At 68.1% G+C, this 20,719-nt stretch carries 12 protein-coding genes and 1 tRNA gene; 2 read left to right on the top strand and 11 right to left on the bottom strand.

The window, feature by feature from the left end:
- Window positions 1-6 precede the first annotated feature (6 nt).
- The 8 genes from ACR9ZG_RS02355 to ACR9ZG_RS02320 form a co-directional block, all read right to left on the bottom strand.
- On the bottom strand, window positions 7-6,207 hold the full coding sequence (locus ACR9ZG_RS02355; RefSeq protein WP_481283215.1) for an RHS repeat-associated core domain-containing protein: 6,201 nt from the start codon (window positions 6,205-6,207) through the stop codon (window positions 7-9).
- A 76-nt stretch (window positions 6,208-6,283) separates the two neighbouring features.
- On the bottom strand, window positions 6,284-9,097 hold the full coding sequence (locus tag ACR9ZG_RS02350) for a LamG-like jellyroll fold domain-containing protein (protein ID WP_481283214.1): 2,814 nt from the start codon (window positions 9,095-9,097) through the stop codon (window positions 6,284-6,286).
- Window positions 9,098-9,553: 456 nt separating this feature from the next.
- Window positions 9,554-9,645 (bottom strand) — tRNA-Ser (locus ACR9ZG_RS02345).
- Window positions 9,646-9,712: 67 nt separating this feature from the next.
- A complete protein-coding gene (locus tag ACR9ZG_RS02340; protein ID WP_481283213.1) occupies window positions 9,713-10,396 on the bottom strand; it encodes a DUF2510 domain-containing protein in 684 nt (227 codons plus the stop codon).
- 100 nt (window positions 10,397-10,496) lie between these two features.
- The gene (locus tag ACR9ZG_RS02335) at window positions 10,497-13,517 is read right to left on the bottom strand and encodes a fibronectin type III domain-containing protein (RefSeq protein ID WP_481283212.1); all 3,021 of its coding nucleotides are present in this window, start codon (window positions 13,515-13,517) and stop codon (window positions 10,497-10,499) included.
- Window positions 13,518-13,707: 190 nt separating this feature from the next.
- Complete coding sequence (locus ACR9ZG_RS02330) at window positions 13,708-15,225, bottom strand: SulP family inorganic anion transporter (protein ID WP_481283211.1); 1,518 nt, start codon at window positions 15,223-15,225, stop codon at window positions 13,708-13,710.
- A gap of 111 nt (window positions 15,226-15,336) precedes the next feature.
- A complete protein-coding gene (locus tag ACR9ZG_RS02325; RefSeq protein ID WP_481283210.1) occupies window positions 15,337-15,588 on the bottom strand; it encodes a hypothetical protein in 252 nt (83 codons plus the stop codon).
- Complete coding sequence (locus tag ACR9ZG_RS02320) at window positions 15,585-15,713, bottom strand: DUF2599 domain-containing protein (protein WP_481283209.1); 129 nt, start codon at window positions 15,711-15,713, stop codon at window positions 15,585-15,587. Before ACR9ZG_RS02320 ends, ACR9ZG_RS02325 begins: the two co-directional genes overlap by 4 nt.
- Before the next feature lie 212 nt (window positions 15,714-15,925).
- Between ACR9ZG_RS02320 and ACR9ZG_RS02315 the strand changes: the two genes are divergently transcribed.
- Window positions 15,926-16,378 (top strand): hypothetical protein, encoded by a 453-nt coding sequence (locus tag ACR9ZG_RS02315; protein WP_481283208.1) that lies wholly within the window; start codon window positions 15,926-15,928, stop codon window positions 16,376-16,378.
- Window positions 16,379-16,621: 243 nt separating this feature from the next.
- Here the strand turns inward: ACR9ZG_RS02315 and ACR9ZG_RS02310 are convergent, their stop codons facing one another.
- From ACR9ZG_RS02310 to ACR9ZG_RS02300, 3 genes are all read right to left on the bottom strand, one after another.
- Window positions 16,622-17,410, bottom strand: coding sequence for a sugar phosphate isomerase/epimerase family protein (locus tag ACR9ZG_RS02310; RefSeq protein ID WP_481283207.1), 789 nt, complete (start codon window positions 17,408-17,410; stop codon window positions 16,622-16,624).
- Between the two features lie 9 nt (window positions 17,411-17,419).
- Window positions 17,420-17,986 (bottom strand): dihydrofolate reductase family protein, encoded by a 567-nt coding sequence (locus tag ACR9ZG_RS02305; protein ID WP_481283206.1) that lies wholly within the window; start codon window positions 17,984-17,986, stop codon window positions 17,420-17,422.
- A 76-nt stretch (window positions 17,987-18,062) separates the two neighbouring features.
- Window positions 18,063-18,818 (bottom strand): ABC transporter permease, encoded by a 756-nt coding sequence (locus ACR9ZG_RS02300; protein WP_481283205.1) that lies wholly within the window; start codon window positions 18,816-18,818, stop codon window positions 18,063-18,065.
- Between the two features lie 90 nt (window positions 18,819-18,908).
- On the opposite strand from ACR9ZG_RS02300, the gene ACR9ZG_RS02295 reads away from it, so the two are divergent.
- A complete protein-coding gene (locus tag ACR9ZG_RS02295; protein ID WP_481283204.1) occupies window positions 18,909-20,717 on the top strand; it encodes a vWA domain-containing protein in 1,809 nt (602 codons plus the stop codon).
- Window positions 20,718-20,719: the final 2 nt, after the last annotated feature.

Raw genomic sequence — 20,719 nt, 5'->3', positions numbered from 1 at the left:
CCTGCATCACTCTGGCACCACCTCCGTCCACCGGATGTCCTGCCGGACTGGGAGGAACAATCCGTGCTCGAGCATCATGATGTCAAGCCCTCCTTCCAAGCTGATCCCCGTTCCCGGGACTCGCGTCGCGGACTCGCTGGTTGTTTCATTCCACGCATGAATTGAGACGATCGGTCGATTTTCACTATCGCGACCGGTGACCCGATATTCGTAGCTGAAGGTCCCGATGAAGGTCTCCGCCAAGTTTCCAACAGCTCCCTGGCTGCCAGCGACGACAATATCCCCCATAAAGTCTCCCACGGTCGCATGGGATGTCGAGGTGCCCGAGAGGTTCCCCCCTTTGACCTGCTCAGCGATCAAAGCCTCGACGTGTTTGACTCGATCACCTTGGATGAATTCCTTTCCAAAGGCAGAGTCGGGACCGAACGTGTAGCGGCGCGGCCCTTTTCCAGTGATAAACGCCGCCAGTAAAAGCCACGTCATCTGATTCGCCTGCGTTCGCTGGTCTGGGTTCTTGGTCTTGCTTTGCTGCGGTGACGATGCAGAATCGTTGTTGCCGGGCGGCGGCGGGGTGTAATCGGAGCTCGATTCGCCTTCAGCGGAAGGGCCGCCTCCGTCTGCTACTACGCCAGCGCCATTTCCTGCTGCACTGCCCGACGACTTAACACAGTTGGTGTGGAAGTCGAGCGAGTCAGAACCCTTGTTGTAACAGTCCCCGCTCGGATCGCTTGCGCTGATGGGGTTGTTGGCAGAGTAACTGTAGCCGTTGTTCTGTTGCGGGTTCTCCGCCGAGAACACCGCATCCACCGATACGAAGTGGCCGAGCACAGGGTCGTATCCACGCGCTCCGAGCTGAGTCAGCCCGTCAAACGAGTCGACTGGCTTGTTGAGGTACCCGTTGCCGCTGGACCACGCCGGAACTGCGCCTCGTGCGTTCCCGAACGGGTCGACGTACCTACGGGTCACCGCACCGCTCGTGACGTTGATCTCCGCGTAGACCGTATTATTCGCGTCCGTGAGCGTGTAGTAGAGCACGGACCCTGCCACGCCAGCCTTCGTCACACGTTCCGCAGTCACGGATCCGGCAACCATGTAGTCGCGGACCGCGGAAGCAACCGTTGCCCCTGCTGCAACGTGCAGCTGGGTCTCACCGATGAAAAGTGTCGACCCGTTCGTCGGATCCGTTTGGAGGAGCAAGGACCCATCGGCCGAGTAGACATTCGACTGGGTCTTGGCATTCGCCACGACGGTCGCGAGCTTGCCTTGCGGCGACCACGTCAGCGTCTGCCCCGGGCGAACGGTGGTGTTCCCCGCCGCGTCGTACCCGTACGAGCCCGTCCCGGTCGCTCCACCCGTCTTGGTAACCGAGGTAACAGCGTGCGGATGAGCACTGCCGGCCGCGGGGTACGTGTACGTGCTGGTGGTCGTCGCACCCCCGGAGACGGTGGGGTGCGCGACCGTCTTTGTCCGGTTCCCGGTGATGTCATCGACGCCGTAACTGGTCCAGTAAGGTGCCCCACCACCGAGCGCGACAGTTGCCGCCGGGGCTGTCGAACTGCACGTGTTGTTCGCCGGTGTCCACGCCTCGGTGAGGTTTTCGAGGTAGTCGTAGACGAAGCACTGCGTGTCGGTGCTGGAGACGCCCACGTTCTTCAACGATGTGACATTGCCTGCAGCGTTCCTCGTGTAAGTGAGGGTTGCCGGCTTGGTGAAGGTGCCGTTGTTGTTCTCGGTCTCGGTCTTGCTGACGAGTGCGCCGGTGGCCGCATCGTACGAGGAGCCGCTGATGACCTCCATATACAGTCCGCGGTCGATCTGTGCGACCTGGCCGATGGAGGAGTAGAGAACGGATCCGTAGTCGTCTGTCCCGAATGTGTCGTAGGGGCGTCCGTTGGCGTCGTAGCTATACCCGATTCGTTCCGCGGCGAGGCCGCCCATCGCCGGGATGGCGCGGGTCTTCAGCGTCTCGTCGCGGTTGTACGTCATCGCGTAGGCGTAGCTGGTGTTCGCGAACGCGGGCGCGCCTGCGGGGATGCTGATGGTCTCGCCGGTCGGCTGATACGCGCTGTCGTAGCCCGTGATGGCGTCGGTGTAGGCAGCCCCTGGCGCGCTGGGGGTCGAACCTTGGTAGCTGATCGACGAGGCGAGCTGGCCCTTGGCACCAGTGACGGTGTCATAGGTCCACTTGGAGAGCAGTGGGCCTGCCGTCGATCCGGAGTAGACCGCCGTCTTCCGGTTGAGGGTGTCGTAGGTGTACGCAAGGGTCTGCCCGCGGCCATCTGTGCTGGTCAGGACGTCACCGGCGAGGTCGTAGGTGCTGCTCGAGGACCCGGTGTCAGGATCCGTCGCCGCGACCTGGTGGCCGAGGAGGTCGTAGGTCCAGGTCCAGCTGTTGTGCGACTGGTCCTGCATGGAGGCGAGGTTGCCCCTGTTGTCGTAGCCGTAGGTGGTCGTGATTGTCGGCGCCGAGCCCGAGATAGCGGCAGCCTGGTACTGCACGAGCCGCGTCTTCTGGCCGAGCGAGTTCGTGAACGTTGATGTCGGCGTCCCGCCCGCCGGGGGTGTGACGTTGGTCTGGTCGGTGTACGGGTACGCCGTGGTGGTGCGGAACCTCTCCGCGCCGACGGAACGTGTGATCACCGCCGTCACCCGACCGGCGCCGTCGAACGTGGTGGCGGTGGTGGAGGGGATGTTGCCGGCGCTGGCGGGAACGAACAGCTTCGACGAGGGCGAGACGGACAGCGTCCAGTACGGGTTGTAAACGAGGTTTGCCTGGCCGAGCGAGTCGTACCCGTGCTCAGTGATGACAGCGCCGCTGCCTGCAGCGTTCTCCTGCGACTGAAGCAGCTGGCCCAGCCCGTCGTAGATGTCATAGGAGGTGACCTTGGTCGTCGCCTTCAGGGAGGTGGTCGCGATCGATGACTGCACCGTCTGCGACAGGGAGTACGTGTAGGCCGTGTTCGGGTCTGCGGCGTGTGTCGCCTGGTCGTTGCCGGGCAGCCAGACCGCGGTCCGCCGGCCCAGCGCATCATAGGTCGCAGTTGTGACTTTCGCGTTCTGATCCGACACGGAGGTGATGGCGCCCCACGCCGGGTTGAACTTCGTTGTGGTGGCCCACGCCACCGGAGCGGTCGCGTTCGTCACCGTCTGAGCCGTCAACGAGCCCGGCTCTGCGGCACCCGCTGCGGGCGTGTATGCGGTGACGGTTTTATGGTCCTGGCCGTCGATCACCGTAAGCAGTCGGCCCATGCTGTCGTAGGTGTTCGTCGCCGTGCGCACGAATTGCGGCGTACCGGAGGCATAACCGGTCGCGACATCGGTTTCCGTCACGTCGCCGATCGTGGGCATGGCGCTCGTCGACGTCGCTCCGTCGTAGAGGGTCTGTGTCTCGGAGACCAGATCGGCAGGCAGGGACGGCGTCGCTGCGCACGTCGCGCTCACCGTGGTGACGTCCGTGGGAAGCCCGATCAGCCAAGCCGCTCGGTTGGGTGGCGTGTACGCGGTCGTCGTGCAGCTGGGTGTGGCCCCATCGCTGTGCTGCACGTCGACGGATACGGGGAAGCCGAACACGGTCTCGTGCGTGGTTGTGGTCGTCGTGGTGGTCGTGTGATTGGCGCCGCTGCTTGTGGGCGTGGTCACCGAGACGACACCGTCACCGGTCAGATAGGCAGACCCGAACGGGTCGGTCGCGGTGGCAGACGGGGACACCCACGGCGTCGAGACCGTGTCGGAGATCACGGCCCCCGCCGCCCCGTTGAAGACCTTGGTGTCGTACACCTTGCCCGCGAACCAGAGCGAGTCCGCCACGGCCGAGGTGCCGGCGACCACGACGCTCTTCTGCCCGCCAGAAGCATTCGCACGGTCCTTATCGAGACCCTGATAGAAGGTGTAGTCGGTTCGCTTCTGCGTGGTTGGAGACGCCGGATCCCCGACCTTGACGGACACCGTATCGAAGCCGGCGAAGCGGGACCAGGTCCGTTCCTTGTCCGGGACGAGCGGCGATGTCTCATACCGCCACCCGGGCGTCCCATAGCTATAGCTGGTGACCTGGACATCGTCGTTCAACGTCTTGTTGACCGGGTCAGCGGCCACACTCGCCACCACGTACTTGTGGAACAGGTCCGTTCGCGGCTGGTTCTGCGGCGGAACCCAGGTCTGCGGGAAGCAGTAGGCATTGTTTGCCCACGGATTCGCTTCGATGGTCGGCGCCTGCTCAGGAGTGCACTGCGGGCTTGAGTACGTGACCGTCGTCATGCCACCAAGGCTGTTGCGGATACCTGTGAGCCGGTACTTGTTCAACGGAGCGAGCCCGTCCACCACCCAGACACGGTTCTGCTTCGTGCCGCCCAGGAAAACTGTTGGCGGTTCACTGACGGCCGTCGCTCCCGCGTATCCGGTGTGGTCGATCTTGGTCAGCCACAGGGAAGCGGCGCCACCGTCCTGAGGGTCGGGGAAGGAGTGCCCGAGTGTCCAGACGTCGACCTTCGTCGCGGTCCCGGCCGACCATGACGTAGTCGTCACGGTGTTCAGCATCGAGTTGGTCCAGAAAGTGGGCGACAGGAGGGTGGCACAGCTCCCGCTGGTGCAGTTCTGGTCGTAGGGGACGTCGGTGTAGTTCGCGGCGTGCGCTGGTGTCGTCGCGAATCCGGTTGTCGGCTCCGTGGTGCAGTTGGCGTGCGTGGTGTCGTTGCATCGACCGTAGGCGTCGTACCCGAAGCTGACAGTGGCGGACGCCGCCTTGGCGACAGCGACGTTCGCCGCGGTCATGCCGTAGTCGATGTGGTCGAGCTCTCCTCCGCGTACGTACATGGTGGCCGTCGTCCCGGAGCGCGAGTAGATGTTGTTCTGCGCGTTGTAGTAGAAGACCTCGGCGTTGTCATGGACGTCGATCACCTCGTCGAGGTTCCATCGCCAGCCCTGCATGCACCAATCGCTGTCGTGGCACGGCTCGCCCGGATCATTGCCGAAGACTGGCACCGTCCACGCCGACTGCGACGCAGAACGCGACCCGAAGAAGTAGCGCGTGCCGTTGGTGGTCGTGACCACCCAGCAGTCGCTGTCGTAGGTGCCGTTGGAGGTGCAGTTCGGGGAGCCGGCGACATGCTGAATGCGGGTTCCGTCGTCGGACTGAAGGCGCCACTCCCCCGACGTGCCGATCTGGATGAGCTGGCCGGCGTGACCGCCGAGGGAGAGTGTGGCGTTGTCCGCCTTCCAGCAGAGGTCACCGGATCCTGCGATCGGTCCGGTGGCGCCGTTGTCGACGGCGCACGGCACGTAGTTGCGCTCGATGAAGCCGCCGCCGCCGAGACTCCAGCCCTCGCCGATGGATGAGGTCTGGTTGTTCGTGGAGGACGTCTCACCGTCGACCGACTGCGAGTCGTAGTTGAGCGACAGCGACGGCTGCGGACCCGCCGACGCCGGCGGCGTCCGCAGCGGATACGACCACGAGAAGTCACCGGTCTGCGCAGAGACATCCCACATGGTCGACGCGTTCAGCGGCGTCGCGGCGAAATCGCCCGTTCCGGTGGACGAGGTCGGCGTGGCGGTCGCGACCAGCAACATGGCCTTCGTGGAGACCGTCGGGGTCACCACGGTCTCTCCGGGCTGAATGGACGATGAGACCGCCGTAGCCTTCTTGGAGACGTCCGCTGCCGTATTCGTCGCCGCCGAAGGCGCCTGCACCCACCGGATGCGTGACGCGTAGTCGGCGCCATAGACCTGATCGAGCACCTTGGTGGGGACCTTGACCGCTAAGGGAGACGTCACGCTGCTCTTGTCGGTCCGGACGATGGAGAGCACGAGCCCGTGAAGGCCATGCTTCTTCAAGCCCGCGGCGTTCAGCACCGACACAGCAACTGAAGAGGCGGCGTCATGCGACTTCGCCTTTGTGGCACTCGTCGCCGCGCGTGCGACGCTGATCCCGGTGTCACCTACCGGCACCCAGGCGCCGAAGCGGCTCGCCTTTTTTGTGGCCTTCGATGAGGCACCGGAGAGCGGAAGCTCGGTCTTGTATGTTCCGGTGTGCAGTGATCCGGCGGACGGTGTTTCTGATCTAAGAGTCTTCGGACTCGAAGCCACATCGGTAGAACTGGCACCAGGGACGGGCGTTCCAAGGTCAGGGGCGGGTTTCGACCATGCCTGCGCCGGCGCAGCGAGACCCGTCACGCTCAGCGTCGCGATGACAGCGACGGCCAGGGCTGCCAGCATCGTCCTTCGACGACCGGAGGAGGAATGATGAGGCACGGTAGGACCTTTCATGAGGTTGCGACCCGGTCGGTACTGGCTAGATCGGTCGCTGCTGAGAGAAATACTTCAACTGGGCGGCGGTGATGACCCCGGGAAGCGCGACTGGATCGTCGAGTTCACCTTTCCATCCGGCAGCCACCTGGCCCGTAGCGGCGGAGATGGCTCCGAGGATCAGCGGGCTGGTGACACCGGGATCAGCAGCATCGTCCGTGAATTGCACAGCGGCGACAGGCGAGATGCTGTCGTTGATCAGCAGCCGAACCTGTTTGTTCGCGACGTCCCACACCCCGGTCAGCAAGGTCCAGTTCGTCGTGCTGAGGACGCTGCTCCCGTCAGGTTTCGGTTTCAGTGTCGCGCATGCCTGCGTCTTGGACCCGGGGGTCTGACTGTGCACGCAGAAGCTCGGGATACCCGCGTTCACGGAGAGAATCGACGCCCACGACGACACGGCGCTGCGCTGCGAGAGGGCTGCGTAGGAGCCGGTCACGGTAGAGGGCTTGACCCACACTGACATGGTCATCGATCCCGCGGAGGTTGCGTTCGAGCTAAGCCGAAGCGGCGAAGTCATCGATGGCACGCCACCGGCCGCTCCCGTGTAGTTGAGCGCGTAGCCGTTGCCCGTGCTGAGGGGGGTGGGATCGACAACCGGCGTCGCATCCGTCCCGGCCGTAAGCGCGACCGGTCCCGGCTGGTTCTCGTCGGCAAAGGTAGTGGGAAGAGGCCCGTTCGGGTCATAAGACGAGTTCGGGCCATTGAGGTACCACGCATGACCGGACGAATCGAACGAAAGTGTGCGGTCGGGCGCGAAGCTCCCGCTTCCCTTACTGGGAAGGAAGGTCCCGTCTTGCTGAAGGACGCCTCCAACTTGTCCAGAGGCGTCGTAGGGGGCTGCCCCTACACTCATCGTTGCGTCGAGCACCGGGACGTTGACGGTCGTGCTGTTGCACGCGAAGCCCCACACCGTCCCGTCGGAGTTCACAATCTGAGGCCGGTTCGCGCAGGGGATGGTCACGTTGTAATCAAATGCATCCCTACCCGCGTCAGGGACTGGTCCGGGATCGCCGCCCAGCTTCGACCAATAGATAAAGCCCGCGACCTGCGAGTTCGCGCTCTTCAAGGCTAGTGAAACCTGATCGACCGTTCCGATGATCGCATCGGTCGGGAACGTCACATTGATCGTCGCGGACGGCGGCTTCGTGTACACCCTGAAGTAGCAGTCGATCGAGTGCGGTCCGGCCAGAATTCCATCGGTTGGCACGACATACCACTTGTAGAGGTGACCATGAGTCACCCCTGTCGTGCCGGGATCCCAGTTCCAATTGAAGACGCTCCCCGAAGCACCATTCGGTGAGGTGTACGAGGCAACCGCTACGGGCGTACCGCTCTGCATGTCATTGACGTAGAACACGCCATGAAGCGCCTGAGCGGCTGTGGGCACATCCGCATCCGCAAGCGTCGCTGCCATCGGAATCTTCTGACCGCCAACGGTAGTGATGATGGTGGGGTTCTGCGCCGTTCCGCACGATTTCGAACCAACCGGGCTGGCGTAGGCGAACTTCAGGTTCGTGGGCACGGCCGGAGGCGTGTCGTACGTCGTCACGAGGGTCGCGTTCCACTGGTAGTGCTTCCGCGTCAGCGAGTTACCCTCGTCGGCTACGCGGAGACCCAACGTCAGCGATCCAAGCGAATGGCTCGCAGCGTAAGCCGTCCCCTGCGTGACATCCCATCCCACAGTCGCCGGGTTCGGCGCGCACGGCCCACCGTTCGCGTTGCCCTGCTGGTCGAGAAGCTGCGCCCACGCCGGCACTTCGTGATTCCAACTGAAACCTGTAGCAGTCGAGTCATACCTCCACGCCTGCACGAGGGTCGTGTCGCAACTGTTCGCGTATGTCTGCAGCATCCCAAGATGGGACGAGTTGATCGTCCGGCCAGCGAGATTCGACGTGTTGAACTGGAAGAACGCGCGAGAAAGATAAGCGACACCGTTCTGGATGCCGTAGCCCACGCTGTCTTCCGGCGGATCGAAGTACGACTGATCGGGAAACGCCCGGTCGTCGTACCAGTCGGCCATCAGGTAGGCGTTGTTGGTGGACCAATCCGGATCCACGTACAGCGGGTATTGAACCTCGGGTGACGACGCGACGCTTCCCACATCCAGCGACACAGTGTCACTCGAGGGAGTCGTGTACTTCAGCGCTTTGGGCTCGGCTGCCCCCGCTGTATCGAAAGCCGCACCGTCCGCCGATGAATCCCACCACAGCGGCGTCCCCGAGCCGATAACCGCGCCGCTCGGAGTTGTCGCCTCCACCGTCTTCGTCTCGGTATCGATGGACGTCCTCGCGCCGTCGAGTTGGAACTCCAACGACTTCAACTCAGGGTTCGCCTGAGCCGCTGGCGTCTTCACGACCAAGACCTCGGCCATGCCGACCTCGGTTGCGGACAGCTTCAGATCAACGTCAGGCAGCACGTTCGAGTAGGTCGCCGTCGATCCCTCCACCCTGGGTGTGGGAAGCGTGCCGTAGGGCCAGGACTCCGTCATGTACGTGCCGTCCGACGAGCGCACTCGAGCGATCTCTGTGCCGCCGCCAGTCGAGAACTGCACCGGAGCTGCCGCAGCCACGGGGCTGACCCAGCCCTCTTCATCACGAGCGAGAGTGGTGTCTTCAGCGACCCACTCGCCGTTCTGCTTGACCCGAGCCGGGACGATGCTCGCCTCCGAGGTGAACCCGCCGTTGGGATGAGCTGTCACCAACATCGTCGGCGACGTCTCACCGTCAACAATCACGTCGTGTCCGAAGGTCTGCGCGATAGCCCGCGCAGCGTCCGCGGTCGAAGCCAAAGTCGCGTCCACCGGCTGCGAAGTATCCGGTGCGTCAGCGCCGGCCGGTGGAGCGACACTCACCACCCCGAGGACCAGAACAGCAGCAAGCGAAAGCCCGATAACATTCCGCAAAGCACGAACCCCCCGCGTTCTCTACGGTCCCCCGTGGTCCGCGGGTCACAAGCTATAGCGCCGAAGTGATTATTTGAAAACACAAAGAAAGTCAACTTCCGCGTGATCTAGGGGTCGCGGCCCCCACAACTGGGGGCGCTAGCGGCGCTTCAGAATTTGTGCTGGTTGTGTTGAGTGCCAGCCTGCCCGAAAACCGAACACCACGGCTCCATCCGCCGCATCTGCGTCAGGGGATAGGTACTCACAGCGGCCTTTCTGGAGCAGAAAGACAGAAAAACGGCTCCGCAACCGCGGAGCCGTTTCCTTCAGCCGGAGATCTCAGATCGACTTTGCGGCGACCTAAGATGGCCCCGATGGCGGAGACGGAGGGATTTGAACCCTCGGTCCCCTATCGGGGACTCCACCTTAGCAGGGTGGTGCACTAGGCCTGACTATGCGACGTCTCCAGCGCGTCCAGTGGACGCACGTCAGCCATCATAACGGACGAATCCGTCGCCTCCCGACACGGGGCTCTCAGGCTCCGACGAGCGTGGGGTCGAACGATGTGGTGAACAGGCTCGACATGACCGACACCGTCCAGGCGATGCTGACGACGACGCTCACCACGTAGACGACCGCCGTCACCACGATCGGCGCAACGGCGCTGCGGCTCGTCACCTTCCGGAGCACCACCGCGCGGCCGATCGTGTAGACGAGGCCGCCGAGGAACGACCATGCCCAGTGGAAGGGGCGCTCCACGCCGCGGGCGGTCAGCGCGCGGTGGTCCAGCCACGCGCAGACGATCGCCGCCGCCGACACGGCCACCGACGCGAACTGCACCACGAAGAACATCGGGCCGCCGAACAGCGCGAGAGGATCGCCCACGAGGGTCCCGGAGGAGGTCGGCCGCAGTGCCACATGCGGCTGGACCAGCGGCAGCAGCAGCACCGACACCAGCGGCAGCAGGGCCACCAGCCACACCCACACCGTCTGCACCGGGGTCTCGGGATTCAGCGGCCGGCGCGGCAGGGTGCGGGCGACGTGCGGGGTCCACGCGGCGCCATCCCACCAGCGCAGCGGGGCCGCGCGCCACGGGTCGGCGTACCATCCCGCCACGACCGCCGACCCCGGCCCCGGCGCGACCGCTCCCGGCCCGACACCTCCCTGCGCGACCGCCTGTCCCGACTCGAATGCCGCCCCGGGCGAGACCTGACTCATCGCTCCCCTTCCGTCCTCTGCACCTTACCCGCCGGGCGCCGCGGGAGACGCGCGAACGCCCTGGGCCGGTCGGGCCCAGGGCGTCCGTGCTGCGGCAGGGTCAGACCCGGCGGCGGCGCAGTCTCGTGATCACGAGGGCGGCGGCACCCGCAAGGAGCAGCGCCGCTGCGGCACCGCCGGCGATCATCGCGGACGCGGTGTTCGAACCGGTGGTCGCGAGGTCGGCCGCGGTGCCCGCAGCAGCCTCCAGGACCACACCGGTCACGGCCGTCCGCAGCTCCCCATCGGCCGACAGACCGTTGATCTGCAGCGTGTGCGCCCCGGCCGGAGTGCTCGCCGGGATCGCGTAGGTCGCCGCGAAGTCGCCGTTCTTGTCCACGGTCGGCTGGCCCAGCAGGACCGGGGTGCTGAACAGCCACAGGTCGGCCGTCGAACCCGGCTTGAAGCCGTCGCCGGAGACGTGGACCGATCCGCCGCGCTGGATCACGATGCGGCCCGCGGCGTCGGTCCGCACACCGTCCTCGTCCTCTGCGCTGATGCTGATCGAGTAGCCGTCGCCCTGGATGGTGAGCACGCCGTCTGCGATGGTGACAGCCACGGTGACGAGCTTCCCGTCGATGTACATCCGGGTCTGTCCCGGCTCGAGTTCGGGCAGCGCCTGACCCCCGTCGCCGCTCACCGTCACGGGCGAGACCGTCGCCCGGACGGTCCGCACCGCGGTGGCCGCGCCCGCACCCGCGGCGTTGACCGCTCGCATGGTGAAGGCGTGGTCCGTCCCGTTGTCCAGGCCGCCGATGACCAGCGGGCTGACCCCCGCGTCGACCGGCGTCCAGGTCTTTCCGCCGTCGAGCGAGTACTCGTAGCCGGTGATGGGCGCCCCGCCGTCGTTCGCCGGCGGAGTGAACGCGATCGTGATGGTGTGGTTGCCGGAGGTCACCGACGTGACGGTGACCTCCGTGGCGGTGGTGCGGGCCGTGGTCGATGCCGGGTCGCTCGCGGCGCCGGGTCCTGCCGCGTTGATCGCGCTCACGCGGAACGCGGTCACGGCGCCGTTGACGATGCCGTCGGCGGTGTACTGCGTCTCCGTCGAACCGGTGTCCGCGATCACGACGGCCCAGGTGCGGCCGCCGTCGGTCGACTTCTCGACGCGGTAGCCGCTGACCTTCGCACCGCCGTCGCCGGCCGGGGCGTTCCAGGTCAGGACGGCCTGGTGGTCGCCCGGCCGGGCGGTGAGCCCGGTCGGCGCTCCCGGCGCGGTGCGCGGGGTGGTGGAGGCTGTGTCGCTCGCCGCGCCGGCCCCGCCCGCGGTGATGGCGCTGACCCGGAACCGGGCCTCGGTGCCGTTCTGCAGCCCGGTCACCGTCTGCGCGGTGGCGGTCGTGCCGGTGTCCGCCACGGCCACGGTCCAGGTCTGGCCGCCGTCCGTCGACGTCTCGATCCGGTACCCGGTGAGCGCGGCGCCGGCGGTCCAGTCGGGTGCGTTCCAGGAGAGGTTCGCGGTGCCGTCGCCCGGCTCGGCCCGCAGGCCGGTCGGGGCGTGCGCGACGCCGGCCGTGGGGACGGTGATCGTGATGTCGAGCTGCTGCTGGGCCTGCTTGCCGTCGGCCGACACGCTCAGCGTGAACGAGTCTGCGGCGCTGACGAGCACACGGTCGATCGCCGCCGCGTCCGGGACGAAGCGGTAGGCGCCCGTGGCCGAGTTCAGGTACAGCGTGCCGTGAGCGCCGGCCCGGGCCACGTCGAAGCCCGCGACCGTCGTGCTGGCCGCACCTCCGGCGATCCCGTAGACGAGCCCGGTGCTGTCGGGGTCGGTGCCGGCCAGGGTGCCGTTCTGCTCCGCGAAGACCTCGGGCGCGGCCTCGGTGTTGGTGTAAGCGAGAGCGGAGGGTGCCGCGAGCGTCGGCGCGTCGTCGACCGGCTCGATCGCGACGCCCGGCTGCGTGCCGGCCGCGGTCTTGCCGGTGTTGTCCTTCACGCTCACGGTCACCGTCTGCGGCTCGGTCGGCGGGTTGTCCGAGGTGCTGGTGTAGAGCAGACGCCGGGCGATCTCCTGCGCGGCGGCGTCGTTCGCCTTCGTGCCGTACACCCGCACGTTGTCGATGAACAGGGACGCGCCGGCGGCCTGGCCGCAGGTGGCGTCGAAGGTGCCCGCGATGAACACGAAGCGGTAGTTGCCGTTCTTGGGGATCGTCGCGTTGACCGTCGCCCATTGCGTGTCGCCGACGTCGCTGCCGGTGGCGTCGAGGACCGGTGTCCGGGAGCCGTCGTCCGCGTTGAGCACGTAACCGACCACGTCGTACGCGTCGGCCCCGTGGAAGGCGCGCCAGTCGAAGTAGATCTGGTCGCCCTGGGAGGCGGGGAACGGGTCGCTGTACACGGCCGGACCGTGCACGACGTCGCAGCCCTGCAGGGTCCGCATGCCGGTCGAGGAGAGCGAGAGGCTCCACCTGCCGTCGGTGAACTGGCTGCTGTCGCGCTGCACCGAGAGCGTGCCGAGGGTCAGCGGGACGTTGTTGTCCTGATTCGCCGGGCCGGCCGGATAGGTCCCCGGTTCGAACGCGGGGTAGCCCGCGATCGGGGTGACGCCCAGGTCGATCTGCTGCGTGACGGGCGTCCAGCCGACGATGCCGTCCTCGAAGCTCGAATTCGAGAACGGGCTCGTGAAGTTCACGCGGAGGTGCCCGTTGCTGCCGTCGATCTTCTCGTCCACCGATCCGATGACGTCGGCGCTCGTGCCGTTGCCGCGGTAGGCGATGCCGTCGACGATCGAGATGGTTCCGAGGGTCGTGGCCGGAGCGGCGTCGCTCTGCAGCGACAGCAGCGCCGAGGCGGGGTCGCCGTTGATCTGGAAGTCGATGTAGCCGCCGCCGTAGAGGGTGGGGCTGCCCGTGTCGCTCGTGATCGTCACGTTCTGGCCGATCGGCACGGGCGCGCCCTGCTCGGTGTAGGGGATCGGCGAGCCGGAGCCGCCGACGACCGGAGCGGCGCTCGCGGCGAGCGGCCAGGCCGAGGTCAGCAGCGCGGCGGCGCCGATGGCGGCGAGCAGGCGCCGGCCGAGGCGGGGGCGCCCGGCGGATCGGGCCCGCGTGCGGGCAGGGTCGGGCAGGGCAGGGCTGGGCATCATCGCGACCTCGGGCGGGGTTCGGGTTCGGGTTTCGGGTAGTGAGAAGCCGCCACCTCGCGGCGCGCTCGAGCTGCGTCGACTGCGACAGGTGCGGCAGGTTCCCGCTCTGACGTTATCGATACCCGAGGTTCGGTGTATGCCCCACGTTCGGGCCAGCGAACATCGACCGTCCGCGCACTCCGCCTCGCTACCCGCCGAGCTCGCCCGTCAACCGGCCGTGGAACATCCGGCTGTGCTCGTTGAGGCCGATCAGCTCGACCGACGCCCCGTGCGCCGCGTACTTCGTCTCGACCGCGTCGAGGGCGGCGACGCTGGAGGCGTCCCACACGTGCGAGCCGCTGAGGTCGATGACCACGCGGTCGGGATCGTCGACGTACGAGAACTGCTCCGCGAGGTCGTTGCTCGACGCGAAGAACAGCGGGCCGTGGACGCGGTAGTGCGCGACCGCGCCGTCCGCGGAGAGCGTGCGCGACACCTCCACCACATGCGTGATGCGGCGCGCGAACAGCACCAGCGCGAGCAGCACGCCGACGCCCACCCCGGTCGCCAGGTTGCCCGTCGCCACGACGACCGCCACGGTCACGAGCATCACCAGCGTCTCCGGCACCGGCATCCGCCGCAGCGTGGAGGGGCGCACGCTGTGCCAATCGACCGTGCGGAGGGCGACGATCATCATCACCGCCGCCAGCGCCGCCATCGGGATCGCCGCCATCACGGGCGACAGCACGGCGACGAGCAGCAGCAGGAACAGGCCGGCGACCAGCGTGGAGATGCGGGTCCTGGCGCGGCCGAGCTGCACGTTCACGACCGTCTGGCCGATCATCGCGCAGCCGGCGACGCCGCCCCATGCGCCGGCGAGGAGGTTGGCGACGCCGAGGCCCCACGACTCCCTTCCCTTGGCCGAGCGGCTGTCGGTGAGGTCGTCGACGAGCTTGGCGGTCAGGAGGCTCTCGAGCAGCCCGACGATCGCCGCCGCGAACGCCGTGGGCGCGACGATCTGGAGCGTCTGGAGGTCGAACGGCACCGTCCACGGCGTCAGGCCGGGCAGCCCGCCGCTGACGGAGCCCTCGTCCCCGACGGTCGGAACATCCATCCCGAAGAAGAAGGCGGCGGCCGTCACGACCACGATCGCGACCAGCGGCGCCGGACCCGCCTTCGTGAACCGCGGCAGCACCAGGACGATCACGATGGTCGCCGCGAACAGCGGGTACACCTGCCACGGCACGTCGATGACGTGCGACACCTGGGCGACGAAGATGAGGACGCCCAGCGCGTTGACGAAGCCGACCATCACCGAGCGCGGGATGTACCGCACCAGCCGCGCGAGCCCCGCGACCCCGAACACGATCTGGATGAGCCCGGTCAGCAGCACCGTCGGCAGCACGTACCCGGTCCCGTGCGCCTGCACCATCGGCGCCAGCACGAGCGCGACCGAGCCGGCCGCGGCCGACACCATCGCCGGCCTCCCGCCGAGGAACGACATCGCGACCGCGAGCACGACCGACGAGATCAACGCGACATCCGGCCCGACGCCCGAGATGAGCGAGAACGAGATCACCTCGGGGATGAGCGCGAGGGTCGTCACCAGCCCGGCGAGCACCTCCGTCGTCAGCATCCGCGGGCGGCGCAGCACGGCGAGCGCCGGCACCTGCCCGTTCGGGAGGCGGAGGTCGGTGGACGGCGGCGCGGAGGGGGCGACGGGCATGGGAGGGTGCGCCGGACGGCCGCGGAGACCGCGCGGCAGTCCTTTCGGCAGCGGGGGGAGGGTGTCTACGTTACCGGGATGGCGTCCCGCACCCGGTTCGGCACCCCCGGATCAGCCCTCGCGCATTCGGCGCACGAACCAGACGGTGCCGCATATCACCGCCGTGGCGAAGCCGACCGTCACCGCGACCAGGCTCCCGACCAGTAGAAGGTCCTCCCACCACAGCGTGTACCCCGCCGTGCCCGTCGCATCCGCGTACACCCCGCGCTCGCCCAGCGTGAACCACAGCCACACGAGCGCCACGACACCGAGCAGGGAGAGGGTCAGTCCGGCGAGCGCGGCGACGGCGAGCCACCTGGTCAATTGCACTGCCTTCTGATCAGGGTCCAGTAGTCGTACGCCGGTCGGCCCAGGTCGAGGTTCCAGCTGACCTTGTTCGGCGCCCGGAATCGGACGAAGTCGAAGTGGCAGTAGAACTGGTCGCGCATCGAGGGGTGTTCTCACGGTTGCCGGGAGTCTTGGCCACGACCTCATCCCACCCGGCCCAGCGAGCTGCCACGCCCGCGCTGGCCCACGGGTTGGCCTGTGCCCACCACGTGGGATACACGCGAAGCGTGCTGCCGCTCCATGCTGTCCGGTCGATGAGCGCGATGCCGAGCCACGGGTCTGCGACCACGGGATACGCGACATCGGCGCCGCTGTGGTCGACGACCTGGACGAGAGTGTCCCCCTCGATCTCGTACCTGGTGCCGACGTCTTTCCCGTCGGCGTCCGTGGCCCATGGCGCCGCGACGCCGCCGATGAATCGGCCATCGGCGTCGACGATCGCGACCCCGCCGCCCTCGAGGTCTTGCAGCGTCCCTCCCGCAGGCAGCTGGAGGTCGTACTCATACCTGCTGGGAGCCAGGGAGTCCTCGATGACCGTGGTGACCTGCACGCTCCCATCGTCTTTCACGATCGGGATCGTCGTCGAGCCGTTCTCGTTGTCGAACTGGACGATGCCCTCGGCAACCCGCTCCGCATCCGTCGCCGTGGCCGAGAAGGGAAGGTGGACGGCGACACTCTCCTCGCCGCCTTCTGCGCCCAGGGTGATGGCCGAACCAGGGTCGGCCGGGACGACGATGCCGACGCCGTTCACAGTGGCGCTGAGTGAAGCATCGTCGTCGTCCGCCTCCACAGGGGCGACGTTCGAGAGAAGCTCCCCGCCCGGCGTGCCGTCTGCGACCGCCGTAAGAGTCTCGATCACATCGCCGACCGGATCGTCGCCGTGCGCCGGCAGCGCCACGGCGCTCCCCAGCAGCATCCACGCCATGCTCGCCAGTAGGAGTGGTCTTCCGATCTTCATTCCATTCCCTTCGAAAGGATTGAAGATCAACCTAGTGAAATTTGTAATGTCTCACATGTCATCTTTAAGGGGGACCCGCCCCTCCACCAACTCCACCACCCGCCGCCGGTTCCGGATCACCGCGTCGAGCGTCGGGCCGCGGAACTCGTCGAGGCCGATCACGAGGGGGGCCGCCGGGGGCACGAGCGACAGGAAGGCCGGCCAGTCGAGTTCGCCGTCGCCGACCGCGACCTGGTCCTCGTTGGCGCCGGTGAGGGGGCCGTCCTTGAGGTGGACGGCCAGGATCTTCTGACCGAGCGCACGGATCGTCGCCGGAACGTCGACGCCGGCGATCGTCGCCCAGTACGGGTCGAACTCCACGCCGATGGAGGGGCCGACGCGGTCCATCAGGGCGAGGAGGGCGGGCCTGCCTCCCGCCGTCGCGCGGAGGTCGTCGTCGTGGTTGTGGAAGGCGACGCGCATCCCCAGCGGCGCCGCCAGCTCGGCCGCGCGTTCGAGGTCGTCGGCGATGCGCCCGACCGCGAGGCGCCCCTCGTCGCCCGGCTCGTGCCAGCGCTCGGCCGGGAACGACGGATGCATCACGAGGGTCGCGCCGGCCTCCGCCGCCGCCTCGATGGTCCGTGGGAGCTCGTCGCCGACCAGCTCGCCGTGCACGGTCGGCGTCGTGATGCCGGTGCGGGCGAGCGCGGGGGCGAGCTCCGGGAGGGTGCGGGAGACGTGGAACGGCTCGACGTGCTCGAACCCGGCCGCGGCGAGCGCGTCGATGACGGCGTCCCAGCCGCGCTCGGCGATCTCCTCCCGGACGCTCCACAGCTGGACGGATATCAACGGAGCGCTCATCGCTTCAGGCTAGCGGGAGGTGCGGGGACGATACCGGAGCAGCACCACGCCGTTGCCGAACCGGCGCTCGTCCAGCAGTTCGAGGTCGACCCGCGCCCCGACGGGCAGCCCCGGCTTGCCTCCGCCGACCGCGAGCGGATGGACGAACAGCTGCACCTCGTCGATCAGCCCGGCGGCGAAGGCCTGGGCGGCGAGGTCTGCGCCTCCGATGACGAGGTCGCGGTCGGCGGCCGCCTTCACCTCCGCGACTCGCGCGGGGTCGAACTCCCGCTCGATCCGGGTGTCGGCGGTGGAGGCGGCCGGGAGCGTCGTCGAGTAGACGATCTTGCTCGGCCCCCGCCACGCCGCCGAGAAGTCGGCGAACGCGGCCGACTGCGCGGCCAGTCCGGGATCGGTCTCCCAGACGGCCATGCTCTCGTACAGCCGCCGGCCGTAGAGGAGCGTCCCCGCGGACCGGATCAACGCCGTGTGCGTGGCGAACACCTCGTCGTCGAGAGGAAGCCAGGCGAAGTCACCCCGCTCGTCCTCGATGTAGCCGTCGACGCTCACGTTCGTCGGGTAGATCAGCCGGGCCATGCGGAACCTCCTGGTGTCGGCGGTGTCGGGCACCAGCTTGCCCGGCGACGGCGGTCCGCCACCAGTGCCCGGCGCGTCACCGCAGCAGCGCCGACACCGGCCGCACCCGCACCGGCGCGAGCCACGCCGACACGATGACGGCGGTGATGGATCCGGCGCAGATGATCGCCGCGAGCACCACGACCTGGAACCGCCCGGCCTCCAGGGGCGAGACGCCGCCGAAGATCGCACCGACGAAGGCGCCGGGCAGCGTGACGAGTCCCGTGGTCTTGGTCTGGTCGACGCTCGGGATGAGCGCCGAGTACACCGCCGACCGCGCCTGCTCGAGGGTCGACTGCCGAGGGGTCGCGCCGAGCGCCAGCCACCCCTCCACCTCGTCCCAGTGATCGTCGACCGCCTCGGTGAACCGGCGACCCGTCAGAGTCGCGATGCTCATCGCGTTGCCGATGACGATGCCCCCGATCGCGAGCGCGTACCGGGCGCTGAATTCGATCGCCCCGGTCACGAAGACGACGGCGAAGGTCACGACGACGCCGGTCGCCATCGCCGCCGCCATCATCGCCGCGTGATCGACGGACCAGCCGACCCGGCGCGTCGCCGTGGCGGCGGCGACGCCGAACATCACGAGCAGCGCGAGCGCGACCCAGACCGGGCTCGTGATGACGCCGGTGAGGATGACGCTGATGACGGCCAGCTGCGCCGCACCGCGCAGCACCGCCAGGAGGGGCGCCCAGCGATGCGGCACCCGGTACGCGGAGAGCACGGCCGTGGCGAGCAGGACGAGAAGAGCGACCCCGAGCAGCGTGGGCGCGAGCTCGCGGACGATGGTCACGGAATCGAGCCTACGACGGGCGGAGAGGGCGGAGCGGCCGGGTCGCTGCCGGGTCTTGCGCCCACGCGACCCGTACCGGAGGGTGGATGCATGGGGTTCCGGGGTCGTCTGTCGTCCGCTCTCACCGTCGCGGCCGTGTCGCTCGCCGTCGTCGTCGCTCTCCCGGCGGCACCGGCGTCGGCGGCGGTGCCCGCGCCGGATGCCGCCTCGGCCGTGGTCACCGTGCGTGTGGGCGGCGACCGGGCGACCGACACCGCGATCACCGGTCTCGCAGGCGTCGAGCTGGGCCTCTTCTCCGGGGCGGATGACGCGGCTCCGGTGCAGACCTGCGTCTCGGATGCCGACGGCGACTGCTCCTTCATCGTGACCGGCGGCCTGCTCGGCACCGCGCCGTGGGTGAAGGAGGTCGCGGCCCCCGCCGGCTGGTTCTCGAACGACGCGTTGCGCACGGGGCCCGGCAGCGGCAGCGGATCCGTGCAGAGTCCCTACCGCTTCCAGACGCCCGTGCTGGCGGCCGGGAGCACGTACCGTTCGACGTCCGACTTCATGGTCAGCTCCTCCAACTCGCTGCCGACCCGCTCCAACGGCGTGTGGCAGCAGTCGCGCGTGAACCCTGCGCTGCCCGCCGGCTGCGGGATGGATGTCGCCCTCGTCTTCGACCTCTCGGCATCCGTCGGCTCGGCGCTTCCGACCCTCATTTCGGCGGCCGATGCGTTCGCGGACGCGTTCGTCGGGACGCCGTCGCGGCTGGCGGCGTACAGCTTCTCGGCCCAGTCGCCGAGCGTCGAGGCCGGGACGGGCACGGTGGACACCAACCGTCCCGACCTCGTGTCGGTCTCCACCCAGGCGGGCGCCGACGCGTTCAAGGCTCAGTACGCAGACTGGAGGCTCGGGGCGGGGACCAACTGGGATGCGGCGCTGCAGCGTGTGGCGGAGTCGGGCATCCACTACGACGCGGTGGTGGTGCTGACCGACGGCAACCCGACGCGCTGGGGCGGGACGACGCTGCACGGCGACGGCTCGAACACCCACTTCACCGACGTCGAGGCCGCCGTGTTCTCCGCCAATGCGATCAAGGCGCAGGGGACGCGGGTGGTGTCGTTCGGCATCGGTGCGGGAGTGTCGGGCCTCACCGCGCTCAACCTGGCGGCGATCTCCGGCCAGGAGGCGTTCGACCCCGTGGCGGGAAACATCGCCACGGCCGACTACTTCCAGATCCCGGACTTCTCCGGTGCGGGCGACGAGCTGCGTCGCCTCGCCATCTCCAACTGCTCCGGGCAGCTGGCGGTCATCAAGCAGATCGCCCCGACGACGACCACGGGTGAGGATGTCACCGGCGCCGTGCCCGCGGGCGCCGGGTGGACCTTCGGCGCGACGGCGGTGACCCCGGGCGCCTCGGTCGATCCGGGCAGCGCCACGACGCCGGCCGACGGCACCGGCGGCGTCGCGTTCGACGTGGGTTTCCCCGCGGGGGCCACCAGCGCGGAGCTCGGGGTCGCCGAGACCCAGCAGCCGGGGTACCAGCTCGTCACGCAGGCGGGCGGCAACGCTGTCTGCACCGACCTGGCCGACGACGCCCCGGTCGCGGTCGTCGATGACGGAGCCCTCGGATTCCGCGTCGCGGTCGGCGCTGACCAGGCGGTCAGCTGCGTCGTCTACAACCGGGCGTCCACGACCACCCCGCCCGTCACTCCGCCGACCACACCGCCGACGACACCGCCGGTGACGCCGCCGGTGGCACCGCCCGCGGACCCGCCCGGCACCGCCGGAGGAGGTCAGCAGCTCCTCGCCGACAGCGGCTCGGAGACCGGGGGCATGCTGTGGGCGGTCCTAGCGGGCGCGGGCCTGCTCCTCGTGGGCGTCTCGCTGCGGTTCCGCCGGCGCCGCGACATCGGGTAGGC

Source organism: Leifsonia sp. KNZ12-8B (assembly GCF_056755495.1).
Note: the sequence above shows the minus strand (reverse complement) of the source record. Positions and strands in the feature narration are given on the sequence as shown.